This is a genomic window from Rothia sp. CCM 9418 (assembly GCF_048512825.1).
GTDB lineage: Bacteria > Actinomycetota > Actinomycetes > Actinomycetales > Micrococcaceae > Rothia.
In genome coordinates this window covers 224,263-245,371 of the sequence record NZ_JBLXXX010000001.1, presented here as the reverse complement: position 1 = coordinate 245,371, position 21,109 = coordinate 224,263, and the positions used below count along the sequence as shown (strand labels likewise).

The 21,109-nt window shown below is 47.4% G+C and carries 16 protein-coding genes and 1 tRNA gene; 6 read left to right on the top strand and 11 right to left on the bottom strand.

Annotated features, from left to right (window positions below; genetic code table 11):
* Positions 1–5: 5 nt before the first annotated feature.
* The 5 genes from purM to ACN083_RS01125 all read right to left on the bottom strand — a co-directional run bounded on the left by purM (position 6) and on the right by ACN083_RS01125 (position 4,838).
* Positions 6–1,148: a phosphoribosylformylglycinamidine cyclo-ligase gene (gene purM / locus ACN083_RS01145; protein ID WP_419100996.1), complete on the bottom strand. Its 1,143-nt coding sequence runs from the start codon at positions 1,146–1,148 to the stop codon at positions 6–8.
* A complete protein-coding gene (gene purF / locus ACN083_RS01140) occupies positions 1,138–2,865 on the bottom strand; it encodes an amidophosphoribosyltransferase (protein WP_419101294.1) in 1,728 nt (575 codons plus the stop codon). The genes purM and purF overlap by 11 nt, the downstream gene beginning before the upstream one ends.
* Positions 2,866–3,017: 152 nt before the next feature.
* Positions 3,018–3,332, bottom strand: coding sequence for a hypothetical protein (locus ACN083_RS01135; protein WP_419100995.1), 315 nt, complete (start codon positions 3,330–3,332; stop codon positions 3,018–3,020).
* Positions 3,333–3,437: 105 nt separating this feature from the next.
* Positions 3,438–3,830: a sterol carrier family protein gene (locus ACN083_RS01130; RefSeq protein WP_419100994.1), complete on the bottom strand. Its 393-nt coding sequence runs from the start codon at positions 3,828–3,830 to the stop codon at positions 3,438–3,440.
* Between the two features lie 9 nt (positions 3,831–3,839).
* Positions 3,840–4,838, bottom strand: a complete 999-nt coding sequence (locus ACN083_RS01125) for an asparaginase (RefSeq protein ID WP_419100993.1) — start codon at positions 4,836–4,838, stop codon at positions 3,840–3,842.
* Positions 4,839–5,089: 251 nt separating this feature from the next.
* Between ACN083_RS01125 and purD the strand changes: the two genes are divergently transcribed.
* Entirely contained in the window at positions 5,090–6,373 is a 1,284-nt protein-coding gene (purD, locus tag ACN083_RS01120) for a phosphoribosylamine--glycine ligase (protein WP_419100992.1), read from the top strand.
* An 85-nt stretch (positions 6,374–6,458) separates the two neighbouring features.
* On the top strand, positions 6,459–7,391 hold the full coding sequence (locus ACN083_RS01115; RefSeq protein ID WP_419100991.1) for a phosphoribosylaminoimidazolesuccinocarboxamide synthase: 933 nt from the start codon (positions 6,459–6,461) through the stop codon (positions 7,389–7,391).
* 86 nt (positions 7,392–7,477) lie between these two features.
* Here the strand turns inward: ACN083_RS01115 and ACN083_RS01110 are convergent, their stop codons facing one another.
* Together ACN083_RS01110 and ACN083_RS01105 are read right to left on the bottom strand one after the other, a co-directional pair.
* Positions 7,478–8,248: a FadR/GntR family transcriptional regulator gene (locus ACN083_RS01110; RefSeq protein ID WP_419100990.1), complete on the bottom strand. Its 771-nt coding sequence runs from the start codon at positions 8,246–8,248 to the stop codon at positions 7,478–7,480.
* A gap of 114 nt (positions 8,249–8,362) precedes the next feature.
* On the bottom strand, positions 8,363–10,048 hold the full coding sequence (locus tag ACN083_RS01105; protein ID WP_419100989.1) for an L-lactate permease: 1,686 nt from the start codon (positions 10,046–10,048) through the stop codon (positions 8,363–8,365).
* A gap of 490 nt (positions 10,049–10,538) precedes the next feature.
* Here ACN083_RS01105 and ACN083_RS01100 point away from each other — a divergent pair, with 490 nt between their 5' ends.
* Genes ACN083_RS01100 through ACN083_RS01090 form a run of 3 tightly spaced genes read left to right on the top strand, consistent with a single transcriptional unit; the run spans position 10,539 to position 13,617 of the window.
* Positions 10,539–11,339: a (Fe-S)-binding protein gene (locus tag ACN083_RS01100; protein ID WP_419100988.1), complete on the top strand. Its 801-nt coding sequence runs from the start codon at positions 10,539–10,541 to the stop codon at positions 11,337–11,339.
* Between the two features lie 2 nt (positions 11,340–11,341).
* Positions 11,342–12,976 carry a LutB/LldF family L-lactate oxidation iron-sulfur protein gene (locus ACN083_RS01095; RefSeq protein WP_419100987.1) on the top strand — a complete coding sequence of 545 codons (1,635 nt, stop codon included), beginning with the start codon at positions 11,342–11,344 and terminating at the stop codon, positions 12,974–12,976.
* Positions 12,976–13,617, top strand: coding sequence for a LutC/YkgG family protein (locus ACN083_RS01090; protein ID WP_419100986.1), 642 nt, complete (start codon positions 12,976–12,978; stop codon positions 13,615–13,617). The genes ACN083_RS01095 and ACN083_RS01090 overlap by 1 nt, the downstream gene beginning before the upstream one ends.
* A gap of 88 nt (positions 13,618–13,705) precedes the next feature.
* On the opposite strand, the gene ACN083_RS01085 is transcribed toward ACN083_RS01090, so the two are convergent.
* Positions 13,706–15,094 carry a cation:proton antiporter gene (locus tag ACN083_RS01085; protein ID WP_419100985.1) on the bottom strand — a complete coding sequence of 463 codons (1,389 nt, stop codon included), beginning with the start codon at positions 15,092–15,094 and terminating at the stop codon, positions 13,706–13,708.
* A 231-nt stretch (positions 15,095–15,325) separates the two neighbouring features.
* Between ACN083_RS01085 and ACN083_RS01080 the strand changes: the two genes are divergently transcribed.
* Entirely contained in the window at positions 15,326–17,473 is a 2,148-nt protein-coding gene (locus tag ACN083_RS01080; protein WP_419100984.1) for an MMPL family transporter, read from the top strand.
* A 134-nt stretch (positions 17,474–17,607) separates the two neighbouring features.
* Here the strand turns inward: ACN083_RS01080 and ACN083_RS01075 are convergent.
* The 3 genes from ACN083_RS01075 to ACN083_RS01065 all read right to left on the bottom strand — a co-directional run bounded on the left by ACN083_RS01075 (position 17,608) and on the right by ACN083_RS01065 (position 20,933).
* Positions 17,608–17,681 (bottom strand) — tRNA-Pro (locus ACN083_RS01075).
* A 107-nt stretch (positions 17,682–17,788) separates the two neighbouring features.
* Entirely contained in the window at positions 17,789–18,664 is an 876-nt protein-coding gene (locus tag ACN083_RS01070; RefSeq protein WP_419101293.1) for a metallophosphoesterase, read from the bottom strand.
* Between the two features lie 130 nt (positions 18,665–18,794).
* On the bottom strand, positions 18,795–20,933 hold the full coding sequence (locus ACN083_RS01065) for a transglycosylase domain-containing protein (protein WP_419100983.1): 2,139 nt from the start codon (positions 20,931–20,933) through the stop codon (positions 18,795–18,797).
* Positions 20,934–21,109: the final 176 nt, after the last annotated feature.

Here is a 21,109-nt window from a genome sequence, read left to right as displayed (position 1 = left end):
TTGAGCTAAAGATACGTCTTAGACAAAAGAGCAGCGCCACCATCGACGCCCTTAGCTCCTTGAACATAATCCTCGCATGATGAGTAAGAGCCGTCATCCTTACGAACCTCACCTAAAATCCAAGAACTTATGCCTTGTTCTGAGGCAGAAGAAACAACCTCATCAGCAACCTGAGATGAAACAACCGCAACCATGCCCACACCCATATTGAGGGTTCTTTCCATATCTGCCAGAGGGACCGAACCAAGACGTTCAACCAAACGGAAAATTGCGGGAACCTCCCACGTTGAACGATCGACTACACCAATCAGACCCTGCGGCAAAACTCGTGCTAGATTAGCAGCCAAACCGCCACCTGTTACATGAGAGAAAGCACGGATACCAGAACCGGTATGTCCGTCTTCACCATTGACAGGGAACTTCTCTAAGAGCTCTAAACATGCTGCGGTGTAGATACGCGTCGGTTCGAGCAATTCTTCACCGAGAGTCCGCCCCAACTCTGGAATATGGCTCTCTAGAGTGAACTCAGAATGCTCTACCACTTTACGTACTAAAGAATAACCATTCGAATGAATCCCCGAAGACGCCATGGCGACGAGAACATCTCCATCCTGAACACGGTCTGGGCCAAGTAATTCATCTGACTCAACAATGCCTGTAGCGGCTCCTGCTACATCGTATTCATGTTCGCCTAACAGGCCAGGATGCTCAGCTGTTTCACCACCTACAAGAGCAGTTTGAGCAAGTGCACACCCCTCAGCAATGCCGCGAACAATATCTGCAATACGCTCAGGAACAACCTTTCCTGTCGCAATATAATCAGTCATGAACAGAGGTTTAGCCCCGGTGACAACAATATCGTCGACCACCATACCTACAAGATCGTGTCCAATTGTATGGTGAATATCTAAAGCTTGAGCAATAGCAACTTTCGTGCCAACACCATCTGTTGATGTTGCAAGATACGGTGTGCGATAGTCTTTCAACACGCTGAGGTCGAAAAGACCCGCAAAACCACCGACACCCCCTACCACTGCAGAACTATGAGTAGCTTTAACCGCGTCTTTCATTAGTTCAACAGCGCGGTCGCCAGCTTCAACATCTACACCGGCAGAAGCATACGTTATCTGTGAAGAATCAGTGGTCATGGGGGTCTTCCTTTGTCGTTTGTGGATAAATCGTATCTTCGGGCAAGATAAGAGACTCTAGTTCCGAATCTGGACCAGGCTCACAGCGTGACGTACACCCACCCACCACGGGGCCTGCTGCTGTAGACGATGAGCCTTGGCGAGTATGAATAGAATATGCCTGAGCATGTTCTGGCTTTTGGGGTACCGGACGTTCTGCGGTCACCTCAGCAATAGAACTAGATAACGGTCCACTAGCACCTGCAACGGTGTCTTGGGCGTCAAAGAGATTCTTTCCAATACGTTCTGGAATCTCAATAGGGTACTTACCCGTAAAACAAGCGGTACATAAGTTTTTACGTTGCTGTTGAGTCGCCGCAATCATGCCATCTTCTGAGATATACCCCAAAGAATCAGCACCTAAAGATTCTCCAATTTCCTCAACACTCATCGTATTAGCAACGAGCTCAGCACGAGAGGCAAAGTCAATACCGTAGAAACACGGCCATTTGACGGGAGGAGAAGAAATTCTCACATGAACCTCTGCCGCACCAGCTTCTTTGAGCATCCGCACTAATGCACGCTGAGTGTTACCTCGCACAATAGAATCGTCAACAACGATGAGTCGTTTACCCTCAACCACCGAACGCAGCGGATTGAGTTTAAGCCTAATACCTAATTGACGAATAGTCTGCGACGGCTGAATAAAGGTACGCCCAACATAAGCATTTTTGACAAGACCATTACCAAAAGGAATACCGGATTCTTCAGCATACCCAATTGCGGCTGGAACCCCTGACTCGGGGGTAGGCATAACCAAATCCGCCTCAACACGATGCTCTCGTGCTAACTGTCTGCCCATCTCTACCCGTGACTCATATACTGAACGAGCATTAATCGTGGTATCTGGCCTCGCTAGATAGACATACTCAAAAACACAACCGGCAGGCTCTGCAGGGGCAAATTGTTCTGATTGAACGCCGTCTTCGGTGATGGTGAGAAACTCTCCAGGAGAAACTTCGCGAACAAAAGCTGCACCGACAATGTCTAGTGCAGCTGTTTCTGAAGCGACAACCCAACCATCATGATGAAGCTTTCCCAAGACAAGGGGACGCACACCTTGTGGATCACGAGCCACATAAAGGGTGTTTTCGTCCATAAAGACAAGGCAGAAAGCTCCCTTGAGGGTAGGTAAGAGTTCTAAAGCGGCCTCTTTGAGGGAGGGGTGCTGATGTTTAGCAAGAAGAGCTGTCACGAGAGCTGTATCTGTGGTGTTTCCTTGTGCTAATTCGCCACGTTCGGGTGTCTCACCACTATTTTTTTCTAAAACTCTGTCGTAGAGTTCGGCAGAGTTTGTAATATTTCCGTTATGCGCTAAAGCTAACGTCCCGTGGGGGGTAGCTCCAAGAGTAGGCTGCGCATTAGCCCAATGTGAGGCTCCAGTGGTGGAATAACGACAATGACCAATTGCCATATGCCCTCGCATAGAGTTGAGGGTGTGCTCATCAAAGACTTGGGATACCAGCCCCATATCTTTATAGACGTTAATTCGTTTTCCATCGCTAGTAGCAATACCAGCAGATTCTTGGCCTCTATGCTGTAGTGCGTATAAGCCGTAGTAGGTGAGTTTTGCTACGTCTTCTCCTGGAGCCCAGACGCCAAAGACTCCGCATTCATCTTTAGGGCCGTGGTCAATAGGGTCGAGATCATGGGTCAGTTTACCGTCGGGACGAACCAATGTTGCCATCTTTTCGAAGGTCGGGGCCGAACAAAAAATAGTGACCTAACCATCTAAGGTGTGTGACGTGTACCAAAGAAGCTAAGACGGTACTAGTTTAGCCTATGGACATCCACTTTCTAGAAAAAATTGAGTATATGTTCGTTTAAGAACTACTCTTCATCTGTTTCAATAGCACGAACCACCTCAGCGTGACGAGCCGTAAACTTATCGATGATAAGAGCAACCGTCAAAGAAATAGCAGTGCAAACGCTCATCGAGCACACGGCAAGGACACCAAAAACGGAAGACCTTGTGTATTCATCACTGCTACCAACAAAAAACGTTAATACGGCGGCAACCAGTAAACCAACAAGAACACCGGTGATTCCAAAAGCAATCAAAGAAGGTGCTCGACGCACCTGAACAAGACGCTCCTGAGGGCGTTGAGAAGAAGAATCTTGAGAATGTGGGGTAGAAGTACTCATCACGTACCATTCTATTCTGGCGCGATACAAAAATAGAAAAATATGGCCCTATTACTCTACAAGAAAAACTTAAAACAACCTTGTCAAAGCTTGAGAACCAAACTCCTAAACGCTCTGATATAAAGGCAAAATATCGCGCAAATTAGCACGCACACCAGAAGCGCTTATGTGAGTTTCTTTCTCTTGCCAATCCACTACTCCACAGGCTAAAGCGCACCAAAGATAAGGCGTCATTTCTATAACGTTGGCAGGCGTTCCACGAGTATGACGAGGACCAGCAATACATTGCGTCACGCCGAAAGGGGGAACTCTCACCTCAACAGAATTACCTGGAGCTCGATACGCTAACTCCTCCAATAAAAAACGCACCGCACCAGCTTGAACACTGCGCGGTAACTGTTCAAAAGATTTCTCCGGTTCTGGCGACTCAAAAACTCGAAAAATCTCAGAAATATACGCTATTCCCTGTTCTAAAGAAATCTTACGACGGGTGCTCATCTGCTAAGACTAAACCTCCTGCTGTAACGCTGCACCCGGTTCAACAGCTCCAACAACAGTACCAGCGCCCATAATAGGCGAAGTGCACTGCTCTATACCCTGCGCTCGCTGCTGAGCAGTAATGAGTCCAGCTTGTTCTAAAATACTCAACGCAATAACAACTAAAGCACGATGTGAACCGTCAAGAATCTTAATGCATAACGATGAACCATCGCGCAAACCAATAGCTAAAACCCCTTCTGCTCCACCTTTGACAACACCGTCTAACAGAACAGACAAACGAGTATAGGGGGTGTCCACTCCCTGAAGATACTCAGGGTAATCCACCATGGCGGTAGCTACTGTAGCAACACGAGCATCAGCATGAATATTTTCAATGCCTGCCCCGAGCAAAGAATATCCTCGAGCAAGGGCACGTAAAGACAACGCAGGTAATGGCGCCCCACAACCGTCAACACCTACCGTAGAGATATCCTCTTGGGTGCATTGGCGAATAGTTTCGAGAACACGCTGTTGTAGCGGATGTTCTGGATCAAGATAACGATCAACATCCCACCCATTTTTAACACACGCCCATAAAAAGGCACTATGTTTTCCTGAACAGTTAAACGCTAAACGCTGAGCACCCTTACCAGCCTGAATAAGAGCGTTCAAACTTGGCTGATCTGACGGAAGTACTGAAGGGCATTGGAGTGCACTATCATCAAGTCCAGCCTCAGCAAGGATAGACTGCGCAACCTTCATATGCTCAAAAGAACCAGTATGGGACCCCGAAGCAAGAGCAATCTGAGCTCCTTGCAACTCAGCACCAGCATTCATCGACGCAATCGTCTGAAACGGTTTCAGCGCAGAGCGCGGAAAAATTGGGGTATCAATATCACCATAAGAAATACGGGGAGAGCCATCTGCGTTGAGCAAAATAGCAGAACCTATGTGACGGGATTCAACGAACCCGCTACGGCGAACGACTGCAAGTTCTACGGCGTCTTGAGCATGAAATGTCTGCATACCCTCCAGTATTGCATAATTCTTAGACCCGATGATTAAGCCTGCGGTACAGGCTAGAGGACCACTATCCCTAAAAATAGGAGGGACATCTGCGCTATAGGGGAGACCAAAAGATTCATTATATGCTGAGTGAAGGCTGAGAAAAAGTTTCCTGTTTTAATGTCAAGACATAAAACCTCAATACGCCGTAATTCCAGAAAAATAGAGAGATTCTGAGACTAAACTATGAACTTTTCGCGTAGCCTTAGAGAATGAAGGTTTTGGTACTTGGCCCCGGCGGGCGTGAACATGCAATCATCCGCGCACTTCAAAAAGACCCACAAGTAACCCAGGTGTACAGTGCCCCTGGAAACGCTGGAATTGCGCAACAAATCCCCACTTACCCTATCAATGCGCAGAACCCTGCAGAGGTCATTACGTTAGCACAACAACTCGATATCGACCTCGTCGTCATCGGGCCAGAAGCACCGCTAGTTGCTGGTGTTGCAGACGCTCTACGTCAAGAGGACATCCCCGTATTTGGGCCAGACCAAGAAGCCGCTACACTCGAAGGCTCAAAAGCCTTCGCAAAAGAAATAATGGCAGAAGCGCAAGTGCCGACAGCACTCGCAAAAATTGCTCACACCATGGAAGAAGCCAGCGAAGCAATCGATTCCTTTGGTCCACCTTACGTCGTCAAAGACGACGGTCTTGCCGCTGGAAAAGGCGTGGTCGTCACTCACCATCGCGAAGAAGCCCTAGCCCATGCCCAAGCCTGTTTCGACGCTGGCTCACACATCATTGTTGAAGAATACCTTGATGGCCCAGAAGTTTCGCTCTTCGTCATTTCTGATGGTGAACGATGCATCCCCTTAGCCCCAGCACAAGATTTTAAACGCATCTTTGACCAAGACCGCGGTGCAAACACCGGAGGTATGGGCGCTTATAGTCCTCTACCGTGGCTTCCTGAAAATTTTGTTCAGACCGTGATGGAACGCGTTGCACAACCAACCATCACCCATATGAAACATCGTGGAACCCCGTTCATTGGCGTGCTCTATTGCGGTTTAATTATCACCTCTCGTGGCATTCGCGTCATTGAATTCAACGCCCGTTTTGGCGACCCAGAAACACAAGCTGTCCTTGCTCGGTTGAAAACACCGCTAGGGCAGCTTCTTTATTCGGCAGCATGTTCACGTCTAGACGAAAACACCACACTATCTTGGGATTCACGGTACGCGGTCGATGTCGTCATGGCAGCAGAAAACTATCCTGACACACCTCGTACCGGTGACGTTATTAACGGACTAGACGATTTTGCTGATGAAGAAGATCTCTACGTTGTTCATGCTGGCACAACCCAACAGGGTCAGGACGTTTTGACCTCTGGCGGCAGAGTTCTTGCCGTCGTTGGACTAGGAGAAGACCTTGCTCAAGCACGAGAGCGAGCCTATGAAGGCGTCCAACGTATTTCTTGGCAAGGTGCCCAATACCGTCAAGATATTGCTTTAGCTGCTGTACAACAGCAGATTGCGGTGCCACAACAATACTCGTAGCTATAGATTTGCTCCTCACAACGATGAGCACACACATTTTTATCCCCCCCTTTAACTTTGACTCGTTACAACCTATAGGAGCATCATGAACTGGAAAGAGGAGCCTCTTGAGATTCCAGGATGGAGACACGTATATGCCGGAAAAGTTCGAGACTTATATATTCCAGCTGAAGGGCACGATGAAGTCTTTGGGCTGTCTATAAAAGATGATGCCGAACAGCGTGCTGGCTCTGTTCTTGTTGTCGCCTCAGACCGTGTGAGCGCTTTTGACCAAGTGATTCCCACCCTTATCCCTGATAAAGGAAAGATACTCACTCAGCTTTCATTATGGTGGTTTAGTGAACTTGAGGAAGTCCCTCATCACGTTCTGTCTACCGACGTGCCTGAGATTGTTGCTGGACGAGCCATGATTTGTAAATCTTTGAATATGTTCCCTGTAGAGTGTATTGCTCGAGGATACCTCACTGGTTCTGGACTCAAAACATATCAGGAGACCGGTACCATCGGCGATACCGTGCTACCTGAGGGATTAGTAGACGGATCTCCCCTAACTCCTGCTGTTTTTACTCCCACCGGCAAAGCCGAAATTGGCGAACATGACGAACTAATTACGCGTCAAGAATTGCATGAAGAAATTGGTGAGCCTATGGCCGATAGGCTCGAAGAACTGACCTTATCGATATATTCTCACGCCGAAAAAATTGCTCGTGAACGCGGTATTATCATTGCCGATACGAAACTTGAATTTGGATTAGATTCTTATCGTGGAGCTGTCACTCTTGGAGACGAGGTGCTTACGCCTGATTCTTCTCGTTTCTGGGATGCTGAAAAATATCAGCCAGGACAGAAACAGCCTAGTTTTGATAAACAATTTATTCGCGATTGGCTTATGTCTGACGCGTCAGGGTGGAATGGGCAAGGCGCTGTTCCTGCCTTACCTGATGAGATTGTTGAAAAAACTCGGGAACGTTATATCGAAGCGTACGAGCGTCTAACGCAAACGAAATTTACCGCATAGCGCTTGGGGCTATGCGGCCAACACCAAAAGATTGAGATAGACGCTGGGTATGACCGTCATCGGTCATACCCAGCGTCTATGCGTTGTTATTCTACGAACTTGTCGGGGGTTACCCCGTCACGAATTTTCTCGTGGTATTCGCGATGTTTTTGAGCTTCATCCGAAAGCGCGTAGAACCATGTAATATGTTCCGCTACACTTTGCTGGGCTGTATCTGGATCTTGGGCAAGGATAGAGTCATAGATTTTTCGATGCTGTTTTTGCAGCTCTTTTTTGACGTTTTCCCAGTCCTGTAAGTAGGGTACAGCTTCTTCGACATAACCTACCGTTGCTAAATGAAGTGAGTCAATAACAGTTTCTAGAGCAAGATTCTCACTGAGTGTGGAGATTTCGTAATGGAAACGCGTATCACAAAAATGAAAACGTTCATTACTAATGTTTTCAAAGTCCATCTCATCAAGATAGCTTTTGGCTCGTTGTAAGGCTTGGGAACGTTTAACAGTCTCTTCACCATTTGCTGCAATACGTGCGGCATGGCCTTCTAAAAGAATACGTGTTGTCACAACGTCGGATACGGGAAGCGTCTTGGTAGCAATATGCATCCGAATAGCCCAGCTTAACGCATCCGAAGGCTCTGACACTACGATAGCTCCAGATTTTGGACCTGAACCGGTCTGTGAGCGAATGAGACCTACAGCACCAAGAACTTGTAGTCCTTCGCGTACGGAGGCACGAGAAATACCATATTGTTCGGCGAGAGCTCGTTCTCCGGGTAGTCTATCGCCTACGCGTAATTGTCCACGGCGAAGTTTTGTTTCTATAGAGTCGATGAGAACGCTAAAGGTTCTTTCTTTCACAGTTCCTCTTTGATATGGCGGAATGATAGAAAACGGTGGCGGCACCTCAGCCGAAGTTGAGATACCGCCACCGTAAGTAACACACTTTTAGGTGAGACAACCTTAGGGCGTATCTTAGTGGTGAATTTCGATTAGGAAGTGCAAAATATTGGTTTGCAAGAAGACTAAGGTACAGACGGTAACCAACATGGCGACGGACCATGGAAGAACTGACTTGAAGATCTCGGACTCTTTGCCTTCCATATCCACAGAAGTTGCTGCAATAGCCAAAGACTGTGGGGAAATCATCTTGCCAACAACACCACCGCTGGTGTTAGCCGCAAGCAATAGTTCAGGTGTCACACCGGTGATACCTTGATGGGCGAGATTATTTGCTGCCGCAACCTGTAGCTTGGAGAAGAGCGCGTTTGCCGAAGTGTCAGAACCAGTAACAGCAGTTCCAATCCAGCCGAGGGAAGGAGCGAGGAACGCGTAGATTGGTCCGAGTCCTGCAACGAATGCACCCATTGCAACGGTCTGACCGGAGAAGTTCATAACGTATGCTAGCGCCAGAACAGTAACGATGGTCAATGCGGAGAAACGCATACGATATGCGGTAACACCAATTTCTTTGACAACATCACCGAAGCTGAGAGCATAGCGGTTATTTTCGTTGAAGACCATGTACAAGACAGCAACGATGAGACCCGCAAAGAGTAGGAAGCTACCAGGGTTATTCAACCATGCGAAAGAGTATGCGGACTTGACGTGTTCGCCAGCTGAATTAACAAGGCGGTCTTCAAGTAGTGGCATCTTAACAACGAGGTTGGTGCTCTTGAGCCATGTAACAACGGGGGTTGCCAAGTTTGCAATGCCGAAGACGAGAACAACAACTGCGTAAGGCATAAGTGCCATCCAGACACGCATTCCAGTAAGTTCGGATTTTGCGTTTTCTTCTAGCGGAGGTAGTCCGTAACGTTCACGAACGCCTGCGATACCTCGAGGCTTCCATACGCGCAAGAAGGCAACTGCTACACCGAGCGAAACGATACATGCAACAACGTCGGTGAGCTGGTAGACGAAGTAGGTTGCGGTGAGCCACTGTGCAACACCGAAAGAGAAGCCGATAACAACTGCAGGAACCCAAGCATCTTTAACGCCCTTGACGCCGTCAAGGATGAAAAGAAGGATGAGCGGAACGAAGAATGCGAGGAAAGGTGCTTGGTGACCAACGATTGCACCAATAACGGTTGCGTCTTTGCCACCAACTTCACCTGCGGTGGTGATGGGGATAGCTACCGCACCGAATGCTACAGGAGCGGTATTTGCAATGAGTACGGTGACAGCTGCTTTGAGTGGTTTAACACCCAATGCAAGAATCATTGTTGCGGTGATAGCAACAGGAGCGCCGAAGCCTGCAAGTGCTTCGAGTAGGCCGCCGAAGCAGAACGCGATGAGGATGGCCTGGATACGTAGGTCGCCTCCACCAATAGCATCGAAGGTGCGACGGAGGTCTTCAAAACGACCAGAGAGAACAGTAATTTGGTAGAACCAAATTGCCATGAGGATAACCCAGACGATGGGGAATGCGCCGTAGAGTCCACCACGAAGTGCTGACATGAAGGCGAGGTCGGCAGGCATGCCGAATCCGATAACTGCGACGATGATAGCGACACCGAGGGATGTAAGGCCGGCAATATGTGCGCGGGCTTTGACACCGAGAAGCATGATGAAGAACGCGAGAAGCGGTAGGCATGCTACGAGTGCTGAGAGTCCCAGGCTGCCACCGACTGCGTCGGTTTGTGCAAACCAAGTATTCATAGCTCTCCTTTATAGAACTAAGAAAACCGCTGGTAAGCGGTTTGACGTGTGATGTAAAAATATGTGGTCTGACCACTAGAATGTTATAACCCTACATGAGGCGTATCACCATTGCAAAACTATTGTGAATTCAACCCCACTTCGTGTTTTTGAGGGATTATGTGTATTTGTGTGGGAAGTGCCTGTGTCTTGCAAAAATAACGAGATTCCGTGCAAGAAAAAAGAGGAGAGTTCAAGAAAAATATCCTCAAACACCTCAAAAATGTGTTCTGTATTGCCGTGAAACATTGTTGATGTAATTTGAAAAATCCTCACAAAAGAGGTATTTAGTCATAAAAAAATGCGCTAATCAAAATGGTTCGATGTACTAAAACTCGTGTTAAATGAAAGATAAGAATATACACGCGCTATCTCTATTCAAACTCAAGGGTTCTATTTTTTGGGTGCGAACCACGAATGAGTCTGTAGCGCACCATCTAAGGAGAAAGCTATGCGAATTGCACTATTCTCAACATGCCTTGTTGACGGCATGTACCCACGCACAGCGCAGGCTACCGTGGAAATCTTAGAACGCTTAGGGCACGAGGTCGTCTACCCTCAAGGCCAGACCTGCTGCTCCCAAATGCACGTTAACTCTGGATATTTCGACGACGCATATCCAGTAGTTAAAGCGCACGTCAACGCATTCGACTCCTGGGACTTCGACGTTGCCGTTGCACCCTCTGGATCATGCGTTGCATCTCTAGGACACCAACAACCCATGATCGCTCGTAAAGCAGGAGACGAAGAACTCGCTCGACGCGCAGAAACTATTGCCGCTCGCACCTTCGAACTATCCTCACTGCTCATCGACGTTCTCGGTATTACCAACGCTGCAGAACAACTTAACTCATACTTCCCAGAACACGTCACCTACCACAACTCCTGCCACGGCATGCGCCTACTCAAACTCGGCACCCGCCAAGCCGACCTCTTACGCACCGTCGGCGGAATTGAATACACCGAAATCGAAGGCCTCGACCAGTGCTGCGGCTTCGGAGGAACCTTCTCCTTCAAAAATGCAGATACCTCAGGTGCTATGGTCTCCGACAAAGCAGACAACATCGAAAAAACCGGCGCAAACATCTGCACCGGCGGAGACGTATCGTGCCTGATGAATATCGGTGGTGCACTCAGCCGAAAAGGCTCACACGTCAAAACCGTACACTTCGCCGAAATTCTTGCATCCACTAAAGAAAACCCGCTGAAAGTCTCTGGCCCCGTAGAACTAGCAGCCGCAGGAGGTAAATAATTATGACAGCAGTATCACTAGGCATGCCTCGTGTGTATCACGGTGAAGGAAACATCTTCGAGTTCGAAGAATTCCCAAAATACGCGGCAAAAGAACTTACCAACGAACAACTTCGCGCAAACCTCGGATTTGCAACCCACAAAATCCGTAATAAGCGTGCCGACGTTATTAACGAATTACCAGACTGGCAAGACCTCCGCACCGCCGGATCAATGATTAAACAACGTGTTCTTGCGAACCTGCCAGAATACCTAGAAATGTTCGAAAAGAACTTCACCGCAGCCGGCGGACACGTCCACTGGGCACGTAACGCCAGCGAAGCAAACCAAATTGCCTATGACCTCATCAAAGCCGAAGGCGTAGACGAAATCATCAAGATTAAATCTATGGCAACTGCAGAGATGGGCCTCAATGAATTTCTTGAAGAAAAAGGCATCAACGCCATCGAAACTGACCTGGCAGAAGAAATCGTGCAACTGGCAGAAGACCGCCCCTCACATATTCTTGTTCCAGCAATTCACTTCAACCGAACCCAAATTCGTGACATCTTCAAACGAAAAATTGAAGGCGTCAAAGTAGACCTCTCTGATAACCCCGCAGAACTAGCAGAAGCCTCCCGCATTCGCCTTCGTGATAAATTCTTGAACACTAAGGTGGCAGTATCCGGCGCAAACTTCGGTATTGCCGACACCGGCACCTTAACCATCGTCGAATCTGAAGGTAACGGACGTATGTGTCTGACCCTTCCCGATACTCTCATCACCTTCATGGGTATCGAAAAGATTCTTCCAACCTTCAGCGACTACGAAGTGTTCTTACAGCTCTTGCCACGTTCCTCAACCGGTGAGCGCATGAACCCCTACACCTCCATGTGGACCGGTGTAACACCCGGTGACGGACCCCAAAACATGCACGTCATCCTTATCGATAACGGACGAACAGCAGTCCTCAACGATGAAGTTGGCCGTCAAGCACTACACTGCATCCGTTGTTCAGCATGTATGAACGTTTGCCCCGTCTACGAACGTGCCGGCGGACACGCATACGGCTCAACCTACCCCGGCCCCATCGGTGCAATTCTTTCACCACAGCTCGGCGGTATCGAAAATGAGTACAACTCCTCACTACCGTTTGCATCCTCCCTCTGCGGAGCATGCTACGAAGCCTGCCCCGTCAAGATTAATATTCCTGACGTGCTCGTTCACCTACGAGGTAAAGCCGTCGACTTCGAAAAAGCACAAGGCGACTTCAAAGGTGGCAAGAAGCATCCTCACCCACAGATGGACGCTATGATGTTTGGCGCTAAAGTACTCTTTAGCTCCGGCAAATTGATGTCTTTGGCTGAAAAGGGTCTGCCCATGTCCCGTATTATCACCGGACGAGACCACAAGATTTCTAAACTTCCCGGTCTTGTCGGCGGATGGACAAAATACCGTGACATTCCAGAACCTCCCAAACAGTCCTTCCGCAACTGGTGGAAGAAAGAACGCGGCGCTGCTGCTGAACGTGTGGGCGGAGAACGCGTAGACATTCAAGCGCTCATAGAGGCTAACCGTGGCAAGGTCGAAGAAGTAAAAGCTAATGCGCGAGCAGCAGGAGAAGCTCAAGCTGCGCGCCACGCAAAGGAGAGCGAATAATGAGCACCGCTAAAGAAGATATCCTCGCCCGTATTCGTGCCTCACTTTCTGATAACCCTCAGCCAGCTGAGCCAATCCGCAACTATCGTCGAGTCAGTGAACTGAGCAAAGAAGACACCATCGAAATGCTCGTTGACCGTCTCATCGACTATAAAGCGAATGTTTACCACGAAACAGAAGAGAGCATCGTTGACCGTATCGACCAGCTTCTAGAAAAAGCTTCCCGTTACGTGGTGCCTACCGGTATCAACACGAACTGGCTTCCCGAAGATACCGCTACTCGCTCTCGCGTTTTCGACGCCGGTAACATTCAAAAAGCGGGGACGCTCTCGCTCAAAGAGCTTGACCGTATCGACGCAGTGGTGACTAACTCTACTGTTTCATGTGCGGAAACAGGAACAATCTTCTTGAACACGAATCCTGATGAAGGACGACGAGCTATTACGCTTGTTCCCGACCACCATATTTGTGTTGTTAAAGAGGACACCATCGTAGAACTCATTCCAGAAGCTATCGCACGAGTCTCCTATAAACGTCCTATTACGATGATTTCTGGACCTTCAGCGACCTCAGATATTGAGTTGATTCGTGTTGAAGGTGTGCATGGGCCACGAACCCTGGACGTTATTATCCTCAAATAATTGAGGTGAAATACCAACTCATTAAACATATTGGGTGGTTTCCCACGAGTCCGTGGGAAACCACCCAATGCTTTTAAACCTAAAAGATTTAGGACTCTACAGGTTTCTTCGTTGGATCGATACCGCGACCGTCAGGACCTTGAGAAATTACCGGCAACGAACTGGTTGATAATTGTGAGGACTGATGACGTTGACGCTTCTTCTCGGTAATTTTATCTTTTGTGGTTTTCTCTTCGATAACAGCGTCTTTATTGCGGAAAATTGCGTCTAAACCAGAAGCTAAGAGTGGGAAAATCAAAATTGTTAAAGCTCCACCGCCGACTAATAGTGAAGCTGCTGATTCTGTGATGAGCTCATGAGAAAGTGCCACTTCAGTTACCGCAACAATCATCGGTAAACCAGCTGCAGCGTACAAACCAAGCTGAACCTTCTCATTGAGCGTTTGTAGCCCAGAACCGGTGTCGAAGAATCGTTCAGCAAGGAACACCGGTAGTCCACGAAGAATAAGTAACGCCAGTACAAAGAGGATTAGAGCTACCGGAGATTTCGCGATGCTCTTAAGATCAATTCCCATGCCAGAGCAAATGAAGAAGAGCGGAATTAAGAAGCTAAAGCCGAGAACATCGAGACGTTCAGAAAAGGGCTCAAACGCATATTCGGGAGTGAGCGAGCGCAAAATAATACCGGCAGCGAAGGCGCCTAAGACAACGTCAAGGTTAAAGACCGCTGCAAACATCATGAGAGTTGAAAGAATCAACATTGCAAGACGTAGCATTGTCTGGGTTGTTTGGTTTGCTCCGGCAGCCATGGTGCGCCCTAGCCCAGGGATATGAGCAAAAGCGCGGCGAGGTAGAATCGCTGTAATAAGAGCAATGAGTAAGAACCCAAGAAGAATGAGGACAGCGAAACCTTTAGAATGAGTCGATAACAAAATTGACATCGCAAAAACTGGCATGACTTCACCTAATGCGCCGTGCACCATAATAGCGTCGCCGAGTTTTGTACCAGTTTTCCCGTTGGCTCGGACCATGGGCAAAATCGTGCCAAGAGCGGTAGAACTCATGGCAATTGCAAACACCGCAATATGGTCGAGCCCGTTGCGGAACTCAGAGAAAAAGTTTGCAGATGCTAAGAGCGCAAGAGTAAAACACACCGCCCAAGTGCCTAAAGCAAAGCCTCCTTGACGAGAGTGCATCGCTTTTGTATTGACTTCATAACCTGCGATGAGGAACAGGATTCCGAGCCCAAGTTCTTTGATGAGTTCAACACCGTTATCGGTGTCTGCCAGATGCAAAACGTTAGGTCCGATGATTGCTCCGAGCAAAAGGAGAATCACGACGTCAGGAATTTTCTTCTTGGTTAGAGCAGAAAGAAGAGGAGACAGCATTGCCACAAGTGCAATCCAAAAAATGGAGATGTATGCATTTGCCGTTTCACTGCTGGCATTGGCAATAATCAGGTGTTCGACAGAACCCATACGCGCTATTCCTTAGCATATAAAATGTGTACATGACTTTTCTTTATAAGTCTGACATAGTGGGAATCTAAAGATAGTAACAATACTTGATGAAAGGTGCTTTGTAAGGAATCCCACGGAGAATACTAAGACGTACATAACGTGTTAGACACTCCCTATTTTCACTTTTTCACAGACAAATCTATTAAAATTTTACAGATGTATTGATGTCCCTTATTTAAGATTGAGTGTATGTCCCCTAAACATTTTTCTTCTTCTCAAGCAACAACTCCATGGTGGCGACTAGCTCTCATGGCGGTGCTTATCGTCTTTTGGGCAGCCTTAACCGTTATTGGAGGTTCACTCTTTGGAAGAATCTCTGACCTTGCAATCAACGCACCTCAACCGATACTTGCTTCATCAGTTGAGTCCTCACATGTTGCTCAAGAGAGAGGAGAGTTCTATGTCAAGGACTATACTCCTGCGATCATTGTCTTTTCCTCAGGAAAACCTTTTCAAGACATTGACTACGCTTATTTAGAAGGAATACCTCAATACCTTCGTGACCAAGGGCTAGACATTAAAAATCTGCACTCTTTGGAATACTCAAAGGACCAAGAAGTCGCAAAGATAACAATTCCAATTGCTAAAGACCAAGACCTTCGCCGAAGTATCCATAAAATTCAAGGAGCTATTGCCAATCCGCCTGGAAATATCCAAGGGTATGTGACTGGTCCAGCAGCTTTTACCGTAGACCTCTCAGACTCACTAGAGTCTATGAACATCACCTTCATGATGTACGCGGTTGCCGTCGTGCTCATCTTACTAGCAATAATTTTTCGCTCACTTCTTGTGTCTTTAACAGTGATGATTAGCACCGTAGCTGCTCTTTGTGCTTCTCTGTTGACGCTATGGGTTCTTGCAGACCACGGAGTCATCTACATCCAAGCTCCTACTCAAGGTACTCTGCTCGTTCTTGTTTTTACCGCGTCAATGACCTATTCACTGCTATATTTGTGGCGTTACTGTGAAGAACGTAAACGTCACCGTTCTCTTGCAAGAGCTGCCCAACAGGCTTTCTCTCGTACCTGGCGTCCTATCCTTATCGCTGGTGGCACATCAACTATTGCCTTGTTATGCCTATCCTTCTCTCAAACACAAGCAACAAAAGCTCTCGGTATCACCGGCAGCATCGGTATGCTCTTTGCAACACTTGCCTCATTAAGCTTTCTTCAGGCAATGCTTGCCCTACTTACACGGTTCTCTTTTCTTCCCCCAAAGACACCACAACGGCCAACGCTCATGGGAAAGCCCCAACGCTTACGAGAAAAACTCATCCAACAGATACACCATGCGCCCCGTAAAATGTGGTTAGCGGTTGCACTGCCGATTCTCATTCTTTCTACCCTAGCAATTAGCTTTCCCTCGATGGGTACTGCCGAAAACCAGAAAGTAACAGGAACTTCTCAAGCTCGTATTGGGCAAGAAATTTACCAGAACCATTTTGAGATGCCCATGACACCGCTAGCTCAAGTGATCGTCTCAGAAAAGGACCTCAAGAAAACGGTAGAAACTCTCACCAGCGTTCAAGGAGTAGAGAGCATTACCTCCCCTTCCCGTACGTCAACAACAGGGCAAGTTCTCTTATCAGAAAACGGGAAAATTAAAGAACACATCTCATCTGAGCCGGCACCTTACGTTTCTCATAAGAAAGTTTTTCTGAACGTATACTTACACTATTTCGCAGACACCCCAGAGGCCTTAGCTAGCGTCAAAGAAATACGTCAAAAACTTCGCAATAATATCGATACCACCGCAGTAGTCGGTGGTGAAATCGCAAAAGAACTCGACGTAAAAATAAGTGCGCAGCAGGATAAACAAATGATCATTCCGCTTATGCTGGCTGTGATGTTTCTGGTGCTCTTTATTACCTTAAGAGCAGTCGTTCCTGCCCTTTTAATGGTTGTTATCACTGCTATTTCTTATGCTGCTAGCCTCGGACTATCTTCACCACTGTGCCAGCTCCTGTGGTCAGGTGCTGGAGCAGACCCCAACGTCAGCCTTTACGGATTCATCGTCTTGATGGTTCTTTCCCTCAGCTACAACGTCTTTTTCTTTATGCGTGTTCGAGAAGAAACCATTCGCCACGGTTGGGACGAAGGGAACCGAAATGCGCTAAGAATGATGATTCCAGTCTTGCTCTCAAGCGGCGTAATACTTCTTTCGGTATTCATCTATCTGCTTGCAATTTCACTAACATTCCTAGCACAACTAGCATGTATCCTTAGCTGTGCAGTGGCTATCCAAGCTCTCTTAATCCATATGATCTTGATACCAGCTAGTTATGTTGAACTAGGAGAGAAGCTCTGGTGGCCAGCAAAAACCCCAGAACTGGAGTAATGAGCTGATACTTTCTCACCCAATATCAAAATAGGGTACGCAAAAGGCTCTCAGAACTTTCTGAGAGCCTTTTATCTACCCGCTGCATCTAAAATACAGCTAAATATTATTTTTTATCTTCATTATCAGTAGAGTCGGGATGACAGGATTTGAACCTGCGACCTCGTCGTCCCGAACGACGCGCGCTACCAAGCTGCGCCACATCCCGCTAGCTTTAAGAGATAACCCCTCAAGCAACTGTTCAATGATAGCTGATAGAAGATACCAGAGCAACCAGAAACAAACACACCACCTTGGTCTCCACGGTTATACGAGCTATGAACCTGCCGTGAGCGTTACAAGAACCGCCTCCGGTGGGCAAAAAAGTCGCACTGGCGCGAAACGAGAAGTCCCAAGACCGGCAGAGACATGAACAGGAACATCATCTTCCAAACTCACACCCTTAGCGCGAGATGGTGGTAAATCACAGTTCGAGACAAGAGCACGCCCACCTGGAAGGCAAACCTGCCCACCATGAGTATGTCCCGCAAAAATTGCTTGAGCCCCATCATCAACAAAACGTCTAAGCGTCCGTAAATACGGTGCATGACACACACCCAAACGCACTGATGGAGTATCATCCGTAGAAAAAGCGTTGGGGGAGAACCCTGGGTGCTCATCATAACCAATATGTGGGTCGTCTACGCCCGAAAACTCTAGACGTAGCTTCTCAAAGTTCATCACATCAAAACGATTGATGAGACCAACCCAGCCACGCTCCTCAAAAGCCTCATGCATCTGCTCTGTCGGAAGTTTAACGCGAGCATCATCAATGCCTTCATCTGCGGTGCTTTGCTTCCACAAATAGCGTGCAGGGTTTTTCATTATCGGCGCATAATAACAATTAGAGCCGGGTACAAACACACCTGGAATATCCAGCAAAGGATCAAGCGCCTCTAAAAGACTTGGCAGCCCCTGAAGATGAGACAGATTATCCCCAGTATTAATCACCAAATCAGGTTCTAGCTCAGCCAAAGAATGCATGAAACGAATCTTTTTCTGCTGCCCCGGAATCATATGCATATCCGAAATATGCAGAATACTAAAGTCCTGAGCACCTTCAGGTAATACCGGAAGTTTCTCACTGCGAACCGTGAAATGGTTGAGCTCATAAAAATGGGCATAAGCCACAGTGGCGGCTCCTGCCACCATTCCGGCAGCCGTTACTCGTGCAAGAGAACGGGCTACAGAACGGGAAGAAACCGCCACAGTGTTGGTAGTTACCATCAAACAGGAAACTCCTTAAACGTCTTATTGAGAAGAAGTAGAAAACATCATCATTCTACTGCTGAGTTCCTAGCATCTCATTGGGAGGAAGCGGGAACTTGTCAGTGTTATAGTTCTTAGCTTGCTCCTTCATAAAGGTCTGCCACTGAGCACCAGCATAGGTTGCACCATCAACGTAGTTTAAACGCTTGCCGTTAATCGATAGGCCGTTCAGAGAACGAGAACCACTCTTCAAAGAGCCGACCCATGAGGCTGTGGAAAGACCACGAGTGTAACCAATCATCCACGTCTGTCGGGAATAGTCGGTTGTACCAGTTTTTGCTGCAGAAGCATCCGGCAAACCAATGCCACGCTGATAACCAGAGCCACTAACAAGAACTTGTTTAAGCACATAGCTCACACCGTTAGCAATCTCTTTACTAATAGCTTGATGGCATTTTTTATCGTAGGTCTTAATTTTTTTACCAGAACGATCTTCGACAGTCTTAATTGCTTGAGGAGTGCAGTAGACACCATCATTAGCAAAAGTTGCATATGCAGAAGCCATCGTCAACGGTGAAACCTGAGAAGAGCCACCAATTAATGACGCTAAGAACCGAGGGTTAAACGCTACGTCACCCCCGCTCTTGCCTACTTTAGGAGTGAGCATATTGAGAGCTTTTGCCATGTCTTGAATACCGCAGAGATCTTCCTTAGAGGCCATGCTATACAAGAACGAGTTGATGGAGTTTTTGATACCGAACGCAACGGTGCCCCACCGTTGGAATCCTTCTTCTGCGTTAGCGAAGCTAAAACCGTTAGGAGTATCTGAATAATGGAATACACCACCGTCAAGACAAGAAGCACGCCAAGGAAAAGAATTTGGATAATTCAGAGAAGTACCGTCAATTGTTGCGTTAACGCCTTTTCCTTCTTTGAGCCATTCAGCAAGAACAACCGGCTTAAACGTTGAGCCAGGCTGGAAACCAGGAGTACCGCCATCTTGGTAATCTACGTTGTAGTTATACAGCGAGGCTGAGAAATCATCAGTCGTTCCATAATCAGAGTTCTGCGCCATAGCAACAACATTGCCGTTAGATGGCTCTACGGATACCAAAGAAGCATTAATATCATCGACGTTACTTGTCGAAGGTTGAGTCTGCTCAACGGCTGCTTTAGCGTCCTTCTGGGCGCTGACACTCATCGTTGAAACAATGGTGTAACCAGCACGATAAAGATTCTTCTGGCGGTCTTCAGGAGTTGCGCCATATGCCTCATCCTGATAAATCTTCGCGGTGACATAGTCACAGAAGAATGCTGCATCTCCTGCGGTAACGCAACCAGTCTTAGAGGTGTGAATGTCGAGATCGAGCCCGGAACTCACCGCAAGGTTAAACTGATCTTCAGTGATTTTTTTATCACGCAGCATCGTACCTAAAACAGTATTACGACGCTCTTTAGCGAGTTCAGGGTTTACATCGGGGCGGTAAATGTTTGGAGACTGCACCATTCCAGCTAAAAGTGCTGATTGCTGCAAGTTAAGATCTTTAGCTTTGATACCCCAATAGTAGTAAGATGCCGCTTCAACACCGTAGTTTGTGCCACCAAGGTTCACAATGTTCAGATAGCCGTCAAGAATTTCATCCTTAGACTTATTCTGTTCCATAGAGATAGCAAGCTTAATCTCTTTGATCTTATCGATATAGCCCTTGTTCGAACCTAAGGTGCTTGCCTCTTCTCCACGGTACTCCGCCTGCTCGATGAGAAGGTTATTGACATACTGCTGAGTGAGGGTTGAAGCGCCCTGACGGTTATTAGGGCGAATCAAGTTATTAATAAAAGCACGAGCCATGCCTAGAGGAGAAACCGCACCGTGCTCATAGAAATCACGATCTTCAACAGAAACAATCGCGTCTTTCATATACTTTGAAATCTGATCGAGGGGGACATCGCGACGACGCTGAGATTCAAAGCTGGCAAGTTTCGTCTTACCATCAGAAGCATACAGAGTTGACGCCTTAAAACGAGAACCCTCCGAGAGGTCATCAGGAAGACCTTTAAACCAAGAAATAGAAGATGTTGCAGCAATACCCATACCAACAGTAGGGGGAATGAGGATACCTGCTGCGACAAAACCAGCGATAACACTCAGTGCAATAAACTGAATAAAATCACTCGGAGTACGTTTTTTCCGAACATTCTTCGATGAAGCCATTCCCACAGTCTACAAGTAGAACCTGAAAAATAGGTGTCTAGATGGGCACATAACGGTAAAGATTTTAGGTTTGCTGGCATTATATTTCACACATTTAGGACCTCAAACCTCACCATAACACCAAGAAAAACACGGTTATTTACAGTAATTTGTGCTTCTCTGAGCATAAAACTTTT

Coding starts and splice junctions, on each gene's coding strand:
- purM (WP_419100996.1), bottom strand. CDS start 1,148: ATGACCACTGATTCTTCACAGATAACGTATGCTTCTGCCGGTGTAGAT.
- ACN083_RS01135 (WP_419100995.1), bottom strand. CDS start 3,332: ATGAGTACTTCTACCCCACATTCTCAAGATTCTTCTTCTCAACGCCCT.
- ACN083_RS01130 (WP_419100994.1), bottom strand. CDS start 3,830: ATGAGCACCCGTCGTAAGATTTCTTTAGAACAGGGAATAGCGTATATT.
- ACN083_RS01125 (WP_419100993.1), bottom strand. CDS start 4,838: ATGCAGACATTTCATGCTCAAGACGCCGTAGAACTTGCAGTCGTTCGC.
- purD (WP_419100992.1), top strand. CDS start 5,090: ATGAAGGTTTTGGTACTTGGCCCCGGCGGGCGTGAACATGCAATCATC.
- ACN083_RS01115 (WP_419100991.1), top strand. CDS start 6,459: ATGAACTGGAAAGAGGAGCCTCTTGAGATTCCAGGATGGAGACACGTA.
- ACN083_RS01105 (WP_419100989.1), bottom strand. CDS start 10,048: ATGAATACTTGGTTTGCACAAACCGACGCAGTCGGTGGCAGCCTGGGA.
- ACN083_RS01100 (WP_419100988.1), top strand. CDS start 10,539: ATGCGAATTGCACTATTCTCAACATGCCTTGTTGACGGCATGTACCCA.
- ACN083_RS01095 (WP_419100987.1), top strand. CDS start 11,342: ATGACAGCAGTATCACTAGGCATGCCTCGTGTGTATCACGGTGAAGGA.
- ACN083_RS01090 (WP_419100986.1), top strand. CDS start 12,976: ATGAGCACCGCTAAAGAAGATATCCTCGCCCGTATTCGTGCCTCACTT.
- ACN083_RS01085 (WP_419100985.1), bottom strand. CDS start 15,094: ATGGGTTCTGTCGAACACCTGATTATTGCCAATGCCAGCAGTGAAACG.
- ACN083_RS01080 (WP_419100984.1), top strand. CDS start 15,326: ATGTCCCCTAAACATTTTTCTTCTTCTCAAGCAACAACTCCATGGTGG.
- ACN083_RS01070 (WP_419101293.1), bottom strand. CDS start 18,664: ATGGTGGCAGGAGCCGCCACTGTGGCTTATGCCCATTTTTATGAGCTC.
- ACN083_RS01065 (WP_419100983.1), bottom strand. CDS start 20,933: ATGGCTTCATCGAAGAATGTTCGGAAAAAACGTACTCCGAGTGATTTT.